The organism is Enterococcus sp. AZ170 (assembly GCF_050545135.1).
GTDB lineage: Bacteria > Bacillota > Bacilli > Lactobacillales > Enterococcaceae > Enterococcus_L > Enterococcus_L ureilyticus.
In genome coordinates, this window is record NZ_CP172947.1 from 1,627,141 (window position 1) to 1,639,242 (window position 12,102).

Sequence of the window (12,102 nt, forward strand, 5' to 3'; positions counted from 1 at the left end):
AAGACTGAAATGAGGGAAGTAAATGATTGGAATCAGCGCATGCTTGGGTGGTGTTTGTTGTCGTTATGATGGTCAAGCAAAAGAGATCTCAGCTTTAAAAAAATTAGTAGCAAGTGGTCAAGCAATATTGGTTTGTCCAGAAGTTTTAGGAGGCTTGCCAATACCTAGAGAGCCTGCTGAAATTATTGGTGGAGATGGATTTGATGTGTGGAATGATACTGCACAAGTTTTGACGAATACTGGAGAAGATGTGACCGATCTATTTAAACAAGGAGCAATCACTGCTTATCAAAAATTGAGGGAAGAAAAGATCACAACGATTATTTTGAAAGAAAACAGTCCATCATGTGGAAACAATACGATTTACGATGGCACATTTTCCGGCAACCATCGAAGCGGGCCAGGAGTAGCGGCTGCATATTTTATCCTTAAAGGGCTAGAAGTGTTTTCAGAAAGTGATTGGCGCATTGTTATGGACCGTGAGGAAGTTTAGATGTCAGAAAATGAAGTATTAAAAACGTTTGATAGCCATTATCGACAAATTGGTACCGCAACAAGACAAGCGGCGCATACTTATGGCTTCTGGCATGAAACATTTCATTGCTGGTTTTATATCATAAAAGAACATGAACTTTTCATTTATTTTCAAAAGCGTTCAGCTACAAAGAAAGATTTTCCTAATCAATTAGATATTACCGCCGCTGGTCACTTATTAGCAGAAGAATCTGTGACGGATGGTTTTAGAGAAGTAAAGGAAGAATTAGGGATTGAGATCACAATTGATCAAGCGGAATGTTTAGGTGTGTTCCCAGTTGAAATTTGTTTGAAAAACTTTATTGATAATGAATTTACAAATGTTTACTTAGTAGAACAAGAAATCTTATTAGGAGATTTTCAATTACAAGAAGAAGAGGTAGATAGCTTATTTTCTATCTCGTTGGCTAGTTTAAAAAAACTATTTAATGATCCTAGTGCAAAAATGACTTTAACTGGGTATCGACAGAAAAATCTACATCAAGAAGTAGTGGAAGAGAGCTTTTTTAAGCAAGATTTTTGTACCAATGCACAAAGTTATTATAACCGACTGATTGTCTCTTTTGAAAAAATCCTTGAAAATCAAAGAAGAACTATTGACTAATCACGCTGAAATCGGTAACCTAAAAGGGATTGAAGATAGGAGTAACAATTATGGAAATTGAAAAAACCAATCGAATGAATGCTTTATTTGAATTTTACTCCACTTTGTTGACCGAAAAACAAATGAATTATATGGAGATGTATTACGCGGATGATTTTTCTTTAGGTGAAATTGCTGAAGAATATGATATCAGTCGACAAGCAGTTTATGATAATATTAAGCGTACTGAAAAAATTTTAGAAGAGTATGAGAAAAAACTTCATTTATTTTCTGATTACATCGTACGTGGTGAATTACTAGATAATTTAAAAAAGTACGTGAAAGAGACCTATCCGAAAGATATAACGATCGTCCAATATATAGAACAAATACAAGAAGTAGAGGAATGAGATTATGGCTTTTGAAAGTTTAACAGATCGCCTACAACAGGCAATGAGCAAATTACGTCGTAAAGGAAAAGTATCTGAAGCTGACGTAAAAGAAATGATGAGAGAAATACGTTTGGCTTTATTAGAAGCCGATGTAAATTTACAAGTGGTGAAAGATTTTACCAAGCGTGTTCGTGAACGTGCGGTTGGAGTCGAGGTTCTTGAAAGCCTATCACCAGCGCAACAAATCGTTAAAATTGTTGATGAGGAATTAACAGCAACATTAGGTTCAGAAACAGTAGGTTTGAACAGGTCAGAGCGCATTCCAACAGTGATCATGATGGTCGGACTACAAGGGGCTGGTAAAACAACTTTTGGTGGTAAATTAGCCAATCATTTGATTAAAATAGAAAAGGCTCGTCCATTAATGATTGCAGCCGATGTTTATCGTCCAGCAGCGATTGATCAATTGAAAGTATTAGGTCAGCAATTAGATGTACCCGTTTTTGATATGGGCACAGAGGTTAGTCCAGTAGAAATTGTTCGTCAAGGAATGGAACTAGCCAAAGAAAAGAAAAATGATTATGTCCTGATCGATACGGCTGGACGTCTACATATTGATGAGACGTTGATGGATGAACTAAAACAAATTAAAGAAATCGCACAACCAGATGATATTTTGCTTGTTGTTGATGCAATGACAGGGCAAGATGCGGTCAATGTTGCGGATAGTTTTAATCAGCAATTAGGAATTACAGGGGTTGTGATCACTAAACTTGATGGGGATACGCGAGGCGGTGCGGCACTTTCTATTCGTTCTGTCACGGGCGCACCAATCAAATTTATCGGTTCTGGTGAAAAACTAACCGATTTAGAAATTTTCCACCCAGATCGTATGTCCAGCCGTATTTTAGGGATGGGCGATATGCTGACCTTGATTGAAAAAGCCCAACAAGATTACGATGAGAAAAAAGCTGAAGAACTTGCAATAAAAATGAAAGAAAACAGCTTTGACTTTAATGATTTTATTGAGCAGCTAGACCAAGTAATGGGGATGGGACCAATTGAAGATTTATTGAAAATGATTCCCGGCATGAATAATATGCCTGGCTTAGAAAATGTCAAAGTCGATCCTAAAGATGTAGCGCGTAAAAAAGCAATGGTCCTTTCAATGACACCTGCTGAAAGAGAAAATCCGGATTTATTGAATCCAAGCCGCCGTCGTCGAATTGCTGCTGGTTCTGGTAATAATGTTGTTGAAGTTAATCGAATGATCAAACAATTTAAAGAATCTAAAAAAATGATGCAGCAAATGTCTAAAGGCAACATGGATATTCCGGGCATGGATCAAATGCTTGGTGGAGGTATTAAAGGAAAACTTGGAAAAATGGCCATGAATCGCATGGTGAAGAAAAACAAGAAGAAGAAAAAGAAGAAAAAATAGAGACAAAAATAAAGCTGTCCAAAATCTAAAGATTTTGACAGCTTTATTTTTGTAGAGAGTAGTAACTATTATTCAATACGAATACTATCTTTGATTTGCTGTTTCTGATTGAACCATTCCTGAAATTCTTTTCTAAAAACCAGATATGTTCCAATCATAGCTGTGATGATTCCATAAATTAACAAAGCAGGAATAGGGGATGGCTGGTCTTCACCATAATAAATGCCTTGACTGAATACAAGAACGATTGGAACATAAATCGTCATGGCAACAATAACGGGTATTTTCAGCTTGTCAAACAGTAAATAGTTTCCTCTCTTCTCCAACGTAAGGGAAGGAAATAAAATAGCACCTAAAACAAATAGCAGTAATGATGAAACAACAGCTAACATAATTGGAACAGTAGAAATCGGATCTTTTGTGACGGTGTAGACGAAAAATTTTCCTGTTATATATACATCTGTTGTCGCGTGAGTGAAGTAATACCACGCATTTGTGATACCAGTGATGAAAAACTCTAATGACACACAAAAGCCAAAAGCCGTAAGCGGTCCTAACAACATGTTCCCTGTTACTAGCCCAATAAAAACCGAAACAAAGAAATAGAGAATACAAGTGGTCCAACTGGCTAAAATATTCTTAGCGAGATCCGTCATACTAATATTCACAAACTCAGCAGGAATTCCTGTTGTAATAATTCCAACAAATAGAATTTTTGCTAAAAGGATACTAAGTAAAATTGGCAAAGCAATCAAAACGAGTTTCGAGTAATAGATCCTCCGCTTAGAAACACCTAATGAGAAAAGAAATTCATTGAAAGAAGTTTTTAAATCAGCAAAAAATAGAAAGAATCCAATTGTTGACACAACTGCGATTAAGAGCAGCGAGTTTTCATTAAAATACATAGAGTAATAGGGTTGATCTTTGTCAGAATCGGAAATTATTTTTCCTTGTTCATCATAAGAATTCGTTTGATAAAATAAGCTTAATCCTTCTTTTTTATCTAAAGCTAGGCGTTCATCTACTGACAAGCCTTTATATCTAGGATTTTCTTCGTCTGCTATCTCATTTAAATCTTTGATGTATTGTTCGGAGTCATAATAACTTTCCATTGCTTTCCAGCGATTAACGTCATTAATTCCTAGATAGCCATAAAATACTAAAATCAAGAGACTTGTAACGATCAAAGCAAGTCCATAGCGTTTTTTCAAAATAATCATTAATTGTTTATTCATAAAATTACTCCTCCCAAAGAATTGACTTCGTTCTTATTGGCAAGATTTGCTTCAAAGACATCTTCTAGTGTCAAGGGCAGTTCCTCAAATAAGATAGGTTGCTCAGCTTGTATCAATGTTTGTAATTCTTCTGTATAATTTTCAAAAATGGCTGTAATAACGCGTCCTTGAAAATGTAGAAGCTGACTATTTTCTTTAACGAGAGTTGGGACTTTTTTTGTTTTGAAAACCAGTTGGATTTTGCGAGCGTTCTCTCTTAATGCTTCTAGGTGATAATCCAATTGAATCCTTGTATGTTTTAAAATCAATGCACGATCGATAATACTTTCTAACTCATTTAAATTGTGAGAAGAGATAATGATCGAACGATTATTTTCACTGACATCATCTAAAAGAATCCCTAAAACATTTTTTTTAACAATCACATCGAGCCCATCTAAAGGTTCATCTAGCAAAAGATACTCAGCATTCGAACAAATAGCCAAAATCGTCTTATAAAGTCCCTGCATTCCTTTAGACATTGCGCGATATTTAAGGTGAGGATGTAGCTTGTTTTTCTTAGTCAAGCTTAAATATTTTTCTTTGTTAAAGCCGGCATAAGCATGTTGATAAAAGAACAATAGTTTGTTTAATGAATAGCTTGAGAGAAAGTTGTATTGTTCATCGATATAAAATATTTTTTGTCTAAGTATTTTATTGATTTGAATGTCTTCTTGATTGATAAAGATTTTCCCTTGATCCAACTCGTAGTGACCAGCTAGAGATCTAAAGAAGGTAGTTTTACCAGAACCGTTCCGACCAATCAAGCCCACGATTTCTCCTTGTTTAAATGTCAAATTGATATCTTGTAAGATGTCTTGTTGATCAATTCCTTTTTGTAAATTCTCTATTTTCATATAGATTCTCCTTTCAGCTGTTGATCACTTTCCTCCAGCCAGTGCGTTAATTCGTCTTTAGAAACGTTTAGATAATTCGCTTCAATAATTAGCTCGTTAAATTTATTTTTGATTTTTTGTATTTGGTATTCGTCACGGAGTGTTGGATCAATTTTTTTTACATAAGTGCCTTTGCCTTTAACCGTAACGATGACTTCTTGTGCTTCTAATAGTTTATAGGCCTTACTAACTGTATTAGGGTTCATCATAAGCTGACGAGCCATTTCTCGTACGGAGGGGAGGCGGTCACCAGATTGTAATAAACCGTTCAGGATATCTTCTTTGATCCCTAACATTAATTGCTCATAATAAGGTTTACTACTAGTTTTATTAATAGAAACCATAGATGTCTCCTTTCTAAAAAGAGTGTTTGTTGTGTACTAGTATACATAGTACAGTTCGGGTTGTAAACATTTTTTTAGAAATTTTGGTAAAATAAAGAGAAATGACTAAAATCAAAGTCTTGGGAGGGGATCAGTTGAAACAGAGATGTTCTTGGGCACAAGAAAATGAAAAAATGAAACTCTATCATGATACGATTTGGGGTATTCCTTTATATGACGACCAGCGCCTATTTAGAAAGTTGAGTTTAGATATCAATCAAGCAGGTCTAAGTTGGCAAACTATTTTAAATAAAGAAGATCATTTCGATGAGGCATTTGATGAGTTTAACTTAAAGAAAGTTGCAGCTTATGATGAAAAAAAGTCGAAGAACTTTTAACTAATCCAGGAATCATCCGTAATCGCAGGAAAATCGAAGCCACTATTCACAACGCTCAAAAAGTTATTGAAATTCAAAAAGAATTTGGTTCGTTCTCAGATTATTTATGGGCATTCAATCAGCATAAAGTTTTAAAAAATGCTTACACTGACCAGACAGAAGTTCCCACAACAAATGATTTATCTGATACCATTACGAAAGATTTAAAGAGAATAGGCTTTAAGTTTGTTGGTAGTACGATTATCTATGCTTTCTTGGAAGCCGTGGGCATCATCAATGATCATGTAACAACTTGCTTTCGATATGAAGAAATCCAATAATAAATAAGCTAAACCAAAACTGAATACCGTTTTGATTTAGCCTATTTATTATTGGATTAACTATTTTTTTCTAAAAAAACAAGGTAAGAGTCAACAATGGTTTTGAAAAAGCTCATGGTATTTTCAGTAATCGTCCCATCCTCATTAATTAGGCTGACAACATTTCCAATATAAGCTTCTGGCTGTTGTAAAGTTGGTACATTAAGGAAAACAAGTGATTGACGCAAATGATGGTTTGCACCGAAGGCACTTAGAGCACCAGGCGATACACTGACAACAAGCCCCGGTTTGCCATCCCAAACATTTTGACCGTAAGGACGTGAGCCAACATCTAAAGCATTTTTCAACACGCCCGGAACAGAGCGATTATATTCTGGTGTGACAAAAACAAGTCCTGAAAGTTCTTTGACTTCTGCTCTAAACTTTGTCCAAGCTGCAGGAGGGGTCCCTTCATCATCTAAATCCTGATTATACATCTCTAAATTATCCAAATGAATAAAAATAGGTTCATAATCCTCTGGGAATAAACTGGCAAGAGCAGTTGCTACGGTTTTACAATAAGAGCCTTTTCTCAAACTTCCGACAAAAAAACCAATTTTTTTCTTCATAAATTATTCCTCCATTCGATAAATAACATAGTTTATTAAATTTTAAATCTAAAAGCTTGGTTTTGCAAGAATTCACTCTTTTTCTCAGCAATCAATCTACGTTATGTAAGTAATGAAAGATAGATCTAGTTAAGTTACTGAAACGAAATCTCGTAAATTAATCAAGGATTGGAAAAGAGACAAATTGAAAAATGAGGATGGAATGTTTCATTGTTTTTCTTTGAACGTTCCTATATAATCAACCTAACTTAGGAGACAGGAAAGGAGCAAGTATGACAATAAGACAAACAATTCAAAAAAAACTAAAGGCATATGAAGTCAACGCTATCCAAACATTAAAGGAAAACAATAGCTCACTTTACTCTATTGAATACAAACTTGATTTAAGTTTTTTTAAATTTCAAAATAACAAAATAAATCACTTGTTATACTGGGATAAAGATGAATTAGTCGGCTATGCTGCGATGAGCAATTTTGATCCTGAAGCACTAGAGGTAACACTCATTGTGAGACCTGATCAAAAAATTCTCAACGAAATGAATAAGACAATACGGACGTTTAGCCAACAAGAAAAAATCAATAAAATTTTATTAATCACAGATCGAAAGGATACTTTTTTTAGGAGTTATATGGAAGGGGGAAATCGGTATAAATATGTCTTTTCAGAATACTCAATGATTTTAGTAATCAATCAATTTGAGCCCAAATCTACTAATGTTTCGCTAGAACCTGCAAAAAAAGAGGAAGCAGGGATGATTGCTTCGTTAGAAGAAAATCAACTAGCGAATGAGACTATGCCATTAGATCCTGAAGATTTAGAAAAGACACTTGTTCTAAGAAAAAATGAGCAAGTCATCGCAAGTATCAGAGTAGAAAATGAAGGGAATTCTTCTGGACTTTACGGTTTTGTGGTAAGATCAGAATTTCGAAATCAAGGAATAGGTAGAAAAGTAATCAGCCAGACCATCCAAGAATTACTGGAAAAACAAGCAAAAAACATTTATTTAGAAGTAGAATCAACGAATGAAACAGCGCTTCATTTATATCGCTCCATAGGATTTAAGGAGCAGACGCTTTTTGATTACTATATTTACGAAATAACTGACTAAGATAATCTAAAAACAAGCTACGAACGACGACAAAGAATTACCTTTTTTTCGTTCATAGCTTATTTTTGTTAAGCAAGTGTTGATTGCCCCTGCCAAGGTGAAATAAGTATACCATATGAAGTTAAAAGTGCCAAAAATCAGTGCTTTAAAGGTTTTTATAAGGTGTCAAGAAAAAACTCTTTACAGGTGATTGGAAATCTGTTAAACTAACATTTGTGATTAAGTTAATGGAGGTGTAATATATAAAATGTCAGTAAAAATTCGTTTAAAACGCATGGGTTCTAAAAAAAGTCCTTTTTACCGTATTGTAGTTGCAGATTCTCGTTCTCCTCGTGATGGACGTTTCATCGAAACTGTTGGAACTTACAATCCTTTAAAAGATCCTGCAGAAGTAGTTTTAAAAGAAGATTTAGTTTTAGACTGGTTGTCTAAAGGCGCTCAGCCTTCAGATACAGTTCGTAACATCCTTTCAAAAGAAGGCGTTATGAAAAAACACCATGAAGCTAAACTTGAAAAGAAATAAGGTGATCGATGATGACAGATGTGAAAGAGTTAGTCTTAACTATCGTTCGTCCATTAGTCAGTCAACCTGAGATGGTCAAATTAGAAATAGAAGAATCTGATGTTTTTTTAGAGTATAATCTGACTGTATCACCTGAAGATATTGGCCGTATCATTGGCAAACAAGGACGTGTAGCGAAAGCAATTCGTACAATTGTTTACAGTGTGCGTGTGGATGGGCCTAAAAAAGTTCGTTTAAATATCGTAGATGGTAAATAACTTCAAATTAAAACACTCAATTATTTGGGTGTTTTTTCTTTGACTTACAAGAAATCAAAGAAAGTAGTGGACTTGTGCGAAATATAAATAAAAAGGCAGAAAAGCTAGTCAATGTGAGGCAATGGCTAGTTCTTCTGCCTTTTTAAAATACCGTTACTTTTTTCTAAATACTTTAATTTCGAAAAGAGGAGCATCAAAACTAATTTCTGCTTCGTCGATCATTAAACCTAATAAATGATAATCTTCTTCTTCATGATGGGTGATCCCAAGCAATTCATCATAATAACTTTCAATACTTAGATCCCTAGGTGTATTGAGTAGCTCTAATAAATGAAGGAGATTGTCAGGCTCTTGTTCAGTTTTCCCTTGTATGCTTATATAAAAACCTTCCAATGTAAAATCTACGCCAATTCGGATTTCTTCAATATCGTTTGAAAAGAAGTAAGTCAATAATTCATCTATAATTCGCTTAGCCTTGTCTCTTTCTTGCATGTTGTTTCACCTTTCTGATCTGTAAAATATTATCAAGTAATGGTACCATGACTGCTGCGACAAAACCAGTAGAAAACCCGTTATTATAAAGATTTAGTCCACCATGAAGATAGCTGACATTTGTGACCAATGACATATGTAAAAATCCTGCAATTAGGCCAAAAGTAATACCATAATACCCAGCAATCGGAGCTAAGCTAGTCCCGAAAATGCCAGCAAGTACGACGGTTGTTTGGCTAACTTCAAAGACCGAAGACCACAAAGCTGTTAAATAGACGCTGATTAGTAGCGGTAGACTGTTAAAAAGATGATTCCCAAAGGCACTGAACCCAACAGCAGACAAAATTGCCCCCACAATTGGACCATTAAGAGTAGTTTGACTAACTTGAGTGTAGCCAACAAGTAATAATCCCATTAGAGCCATATTCATCATAGTAGCACCAACACCTGCTATCGAAATGAAATCAGTAATTAATTTTCCAGACGTTTTACTGATCTCTTTTAATCCATTCAGTGAACGATGATTAACAAAAAAACCAACTAAAAACATCAGAATAAACAAAAATATCAGAAAGAAAAGAAGTCTAGTATGGTACGCAGTAGAAACCAAATTTTTCCCTTCGATTTTCCAGCCAAACATCCTGAGGATTCCAGTGAACATCATTGCAATAAGCCCCGAAGTAAAGCCAACATTATACAAAGAAAAACCTTGATGAAATGTTAGAATATGAGAAGCTAAAGGAGGTAAAATCAAGCCGATAAAAATTCCTACTAAGTAACCTAATGGAATCGAATAGATTAAAGGTAACGAAATACCGAATGTAAGATAACTAATAATAGGGGATAAGGCACTGCCAAATAAGCTAACGACGATAAACTGTGAAAAAGGTTTTTTCACAAATTTTGCATAAAATAGTCCGCCAATAATGATCGGAATCGAATTATATAAATTTTTTCCAAAAAAAGAACACCCAGAAACAGTAAATAATGCTGCAATCATAGGCCCGTTGATTGGTATTTTTTCTTTTTTAGCTAGTAAGACGCTGATCAAAGTAAGCAAACCGCTGTTGACAAAAGCACTGCCAAAGGTTCCAAGTTCAATATAATCAGTCAACAAGTTACTAGGTGAGGTCAAAATACGTGACATTCCTGACCATAAGATCCCTTGTGGTTCACTGAACAATCCAATAACAATTAAAATGAAACAATAGCCTATCAGAAAATAATAGCTAAAATTTTTTTCTTTCAAGCTTGACTGTTTTTTATCTGTATGTAAAAAAAGTGTCTGGCTATCATTTTTAGCCATAAAAAAATACCCCCGTTATCTATCATTAACTTAACTATAGCCTTTATAGCGTTCATTGGTCAATGATATTTCAACAAAGTTTTCAAAATTATCAGCTTTTTTCAAGATAGTGGTAATTATTGAAAAAATAAGGCGTTAAAAGAGTGTAAAATGAGTACTAGTAACCAGTAAAATGGATAAAGGTAACCGATAAAGGAGTGATTTTTTTGGTTAGAAAAAAAGTATACAAAAAACAACATATTTTAGCAGCTGCTCAAGAGCTATTGATTGAACAAGGATTTTCAGCAATCACTGCGCGAAATGTAGCTGAGTATATGGGAATTTCAACTCAACCTATTTATCTTGAATTCAAAAGTATGGAAGAATTAAAATTGACATTGTTAAAAACAACTCATAAACATTTGGAAGCCAAATTCTTATCTAAGACGCAAACAGCAAATCAGATTGTTGATTTCGGATTAAATTATATCGATTTAGCAACTTCAAACAGCAAATTGTACATATCTTTATATATAGATCAACATTCGTACGGTCAAGAGTTACGTGAATTATCATTTTTAGCGTTTCAAAAATCACTTCAAAAAGAAGAGAGATACGCAACCGCTACCAAAGAGCAACTTGAGCAGCTGCATTTAGATTTATGGATTGTTGTCACCGGAATAGCCTCGTTAAGTCTTTCTGGAATAGTAGACAGAACACCAGAGCAACTAAAGGTGATTTTTGAAACAATTGAACAAAATTGTACTATTTAACTAAAACAGTTGAACTAGATTGCCTTTTGGTTGATTTAGCTCAACTGTTTTTATATTTTTATATAAAGACGATCGCAGTATAACTAGCATCTATTTACAGCGACCGAGAAGTTTCTATGCCAAAAGTATTAAATGAATGTCATGAATTCGACTGATTTATTTTGTTTGCTTTACTGCTAAAATAAGTTTATTAAATGAAACATGGAGGAAATAATGTGAAAACAATCAAAGCATTCGTTCTACTTATTCTACTTGGAGGAGCTGCTCTTTTCGGAGCAACAGTATATACAAATAATCAATCAGATGAGCTTTCTGGAACAATTGATCAGCTGAACCCACTTGTTAGCAAAGGGGAGGTATATGTTAAAACCAAAAAGGCAGATCAAATTATTGAACATGGCATTACGATCTATACACAAGAAGCTGTAAACAAGGATGGGAAAAAAAGAGAGATCACCTTTAAAGCAGATCATGAATTGATCACCGACCGTTACCTGAAAATATACAATAAAGGTGCGCACGTAGAGACGTACGAAGAGGTTTCTAGAGAAGCAGTTCCAGAGAAAGCATTGCAACTAATAGATTAAATAATAAAAAGACTGCATATATAATCCGACAAATGTCTCGATTATATATGCAGTCTTTTCTGTAATCAATTTGTTCAAATAGCCTGAGGTATAAAGTCAATTGTACATAAATCATTATAATGAAAATGGATCGTTGCCCGAATTCGTCCATCTTCAATTAATTTTTGTGCAGTGTCTTTTACGTCTTCTTGGTCAAATTGCTGAAAATTGATTACCTTTGCTACGAAATGAGGAGCTTTCCGACTGGAAGCCTCAAGGATGAGCGTTTCTACTCGTGGATTGAACGTCATTAGCTTTCACCTCTTTT

General features: G+C 34.6%; 16 protein-coding genes and 1 pseudogene. 10 read left to right on the forward strand and 7 right to left on the reverse strand.

Annotation, left to right across the window (positions count from 1 at the left end):
- Positions 1-22: 22 nt before the first annotated feature.
- From IGJ55_RS07860 to ffh, 4 genes are read left to right on the forward strand one after another with little or no spacing between them, the layout of a single operon-like run.
- Complete coding sequence (locus IGJ55_RS07860; RefSeq protein ID WP_430608011.1) at positions 23-493, forward strand: DUF523 domain-containing protein; 471 nt, start codon at positions 23-25, stop codon at positions 491-493.
- Positions 494-1,138 (forward strand): NUDIX hydrolase, encoded by a 645-nt coding sequence (locus tag IGJ55_RS07865; RefSeq protein ID WP_430608012.1) that lies wholly within the window; start codon positions 494-496, stop codon positions 1,136-1,138. It begins immediately after the preceding gene.
- Between the two features lie 50 nt (positions 1,139-1,188).
- The gene (locus IGJ55_RS07870; RefSeq protein WP_430608013.1) at positions 1,189-1,527 is read left to right on the forward strand and encodes a putative DNA-binding protein; all 339 of its coding nucleotides are present in this window, start codon (positions 1,189-1,191) and stop codon (positions 1,525-1,527) included.
- Positions 1,528-1,531: 4 nt separating this feature from the next.
- A complete protein-coding gene (gene ffh, locus IGJ55_RS07875; RefSeq protein ID WP_430608015.1) occupies positions 1,532-2,950 on the forward strand; it encodes a signal recognition particle protein in 1,419 nt (472 codons plus the stop codon).
- A 68-nt stretch (positions 2,951-3,018) separates the two neighbouring features.
- Here the strand turns inward: ffh and IGJ55_RS07880 are convergent, their stop codons facing one another.
- The 3 genes from IGJ55_RS07880 to IGJ55_RS07890 are packed head-to-tail and all read right to left on the reverse strand — an operon-like array spanning position 3,019 to position 5,464.
- The gene (locus IGJ55_RS07880; RefSeq protein ID WP_430608017.1) at positions 3,019-4,185 is read right to left on the reverse strand and encodes an ABC transporter permease; all 1,167 of its coding nucleotides are present in this window, start codon (positions 4,183-4,185) and stop codon (positions 3,019-3,021) included.
- On the reverse strand, positions 4,182-5,081 hold the full coding sequence (locus tag IGJ55_RS07885; RefSeq protein WP_430608018.1) for an ATP-binding cassette domain-containing protein: 900 nt from the start codon (positions 5,079-5,081) through the stop codon (positions 4,182-4,184). Before IGJ55_RS07885 ends, IGJ55_RS07880 begins: the two co-directional genes overlap by 4 nt.
- Positions 5,078-5,464 carry a GntR family transcriptional regulator gene (locus IGJ55_RS07890; protein WP_207120518.1) on the reverse strand — a complete coding sequence of 129 codons (387 nt, stop codon included), beginning with the start codon at positions 5,462-5,464 and terminating at the stop codon, positions 5,078-5,080. The genes IGJ55_RS07885 and IGJ55_RS07890 overlap by 4 nt, the downstream gene beginning before the upstream one ends.
- A gap of 101 nt (positions 5,465-5,565) precedes the next feature.
- On the opposite strand from IGJ55_RS07890, the pseudogene IGJ55_RS07895 reads away from it, so the two are divergent.
- Positions 5,566-6,161: pseudogene (locus IGJ55_RS07895) on the forward strand (DNA-3-methyladenine glycosylase I).
- A gap of 56 nt (positions 6,162-6,217) precedes the next feature.
- Here the strand turns inward: IGJ55_RS07895 and IGJ55_RS07900 are convergent.
- Entirely contained in the window at positions 6,218-6,769 is a 552-nt protein-coding gene (locus IGJ55_RS07900) for an NADPH-dependent FMN reductase (RefSeq protein WP_430608019.1), read from the reverse strand.
- Positions 6,770-7,041: 272 nt separating this feature from the next.
- On the opposite strand from IGJ55_RS07900, the gene IGJ55_RS07905 reads away from it, so the two are divergent.
- The 3 genes from IGJ55_RS07905 to IGJ55_RS07915 all read left to right on the forward strand — a co-directional run bounded on the left by IGJ55_RS07905 (position 7,042) and on the right by IGJ55_RS07915 (position 8,658).
- Positions 7,042-7,878, forward strand: coding sequence for a GNAT family N-acetyltransferase (locus IGJ55_RS07905; RefSeq protein ID WP_430608022.1), 837 nt, complete (start codon positions 7,042-7,044; stop codon positions 7,876-7,878).
- A gap of 247 nt (positions 7,879-8,125) precedes the next feature.
- Positions 8,126-8,401: a 30S ribosomal protein S16 gene (gene rpsP, locus IGJ55_RS07910; protein ID WP_010761445.1), complete on the forward strand. Its 276-nt coding sequence runs from the start codon at positions 8,126-8,128 to the stop codon at positions 8,399-8,401.
- 11 nt (positions 8,402-8,412) lie between these two features.
- Positions 8,413-8,658 (forward strand): KH domain-containing protein, encoded by a 246-nt coding sequence (locus IGJ55_RS07915; protein ID WP_069641319.1) that lies wholly within the window; start codon positions 8,413-8,415, stop codon positions 8,656-8,658.
- A gap of 153 nt (positions 8,659-8,811) precedes the next feature.
- On the opposite strand, the gene IGJ55_RS07920 is transcribed toward IGJ55_RS07915, so the two are convergent.
- Both IGJ55_RS07920 and IGJ55_RS07925 read right to left on the reverse strand, forming a co-directional pair.
- Positions 8,812-9,150, reverse strand: a complete 339-nt coding sequence (locus IGJ55_RS07920; protein WP_429949871.1) for a hypothetical protein — start codon at positions 9,148-9,150, stop codon at positions 8,812-8,814.
- Positions 9,128-10,456: a DUF1576 domain-containing protein gene (locus IGJ55_RS07925; protein WP_430608024.1), complete on the reverse strand. Its 1,329-nt coding sequence runs from the start codon at positions 10,454-10,456 to the stop codon at positions 9,128-9,130. Before IGJ55_RS07925 ends, IGJ55_RS07920 begins: the two co-directional genes overlap by 23 nt.
- A 197-nt stretch (positions 10,457-10,653) precedes the next feature.
- Between IGJ55_RS07925 and IGJ55_RS07930 the strand changes: the two genes are divergently transcribed.
- Both IGJ55_RS07930 and IGJ55_RS07935 read left to right on the forward strand, forming a co-directional pair.
- Positions 10,654-11,208, forward strand: coding sequence for a TetR/AcrR family transcriptional regulator (locus IGJ55_RS07930; protein ID WP_430608025.1), 555 nt, complete (start codon positions 10,654-10,656; stop codon positions 11,206-11,208).
- Positions 11,209-11,423: 215 nt separating this feature from the next.
- On the forward strand, positions 11,424-11,795 hold the full coding sequence (locus IGJ55_RS07935) for a YxeA family protein (protein ID WP_069641323.1): 372 nt from the start codon (positions 11,424-11,426) through the stop codon (positions 11,793-11,795).
- Between the two features lie 74 nt (positions 11,796-11,869).
- Here IGJ55_RS07935 and IGJ55_RS07940 read toward each other — a convergent pair whose 3' ends face one another.
- Positions 11,870-12,085, reverse strand: a complete 216-nt coding sequence (locus tag IGJ55_RS07940) for a hypothetical protein (protein ID WP_430608026.1) — start codon at positions 12,083-12,085, stop codon at positions 11,870-11,872.
- Positions 12,086-12,102 lie beyond the last annotated feature (17 nt).

Coding starts and splice junctions, on each gene's coding strand:
- IGJ55_RS07860 (WP_430608011.1), top strand. CDS start 23: ATGATTGGAATCAGCGCATGCTTGGGTGGTGTTTGTTGTCGTTATGAT.
- IGJ55_RS07865 (WP_430608012.1), top strand. CDS start 494: ATGTCAGAAAATGAAGTATTAAAAACGTTTGATAGCCATTATCGACAA.
- IGJ55_RS07870 (WP_430608013.1), top strand. CDS start 1,189: ATGGAAATTGAAAAAACCAATCGAATGAATGCTTTATTTGAATTTTAC.
- ffh (WP_430608015.1), top strand. CDS start 1,532: ATGGCTTTTGAAAGTTTAACAGATCGCCTACAACAGGCAATGAGCAAA.
- IGJ55_RS07880 (WP_430608017.1), bottom strand. CDS start 4,185: ATGAATAAACAATTAATGATTATTTTGAAAAAACGCTATGGACTTGCT.
- IGJ55_RS07885 (WP_430608018.1), bottom strand. CDS start 5,081: ATGAAAATAGAGAATTTACAAAAAGGAATTGATCAACAAGACATCTTA.
- IGJ55_RS07890 (WP_207120518.1), bottom strand. CDS start 5,464: ATGGTTTCTATTAATAAAACTAGTAGTAAACCTTATTATGAGCAATTA.
- IGJ55_RS07900 (WP_430608019.1), bottom strand. CDS start 6,769: ATGAAGAAAAAAATTGGTTTTTTTGTCGGAAGTTTGAGAAAAGGCTCT.
- IGJ55_RS07905 (WP_430608022.1), top strand. CDS start 7,042: ATGACAATAAGACAAACAATTCAAAAAAAACTAAAGGCATATGAAGTC.
- rpsP (WP_010761445.1), top strand. CDS start 8,126: ATGTCAGTAAAAATTCGTTTAAAACGCATGGGTTCTAAAAAAAGTCCT.
- IGJ55_RS07915 (WP_069641319.1), top strand. CDS start 8,413: ATGACAGATGTGAAAGAGTTAGTCTTAACTATCGTTCGTCCATTAGTC.
- IGJ55_RS07920 (WP_429949871.1), bottom strand. CDS start 9,150: ATGCAAGAAAGAGACAAGGCTAAGCGAATTATAGATGAATTATTGACT.
- IGJ55_RS07925 (WP_430608024.1), bottom strand. CDS start 10,456: ATGGCTAAAAATGATAGCCAGACACTTTTTTTACATACAGATAAAAAA.
- IGJ55_RS07940 (WP_430608026.1), bottom strand. CDS start 12,085: ATGACGTTCAATCCACGAGTAGAAACGCTCATCCTTGAGGCTTCCAGT.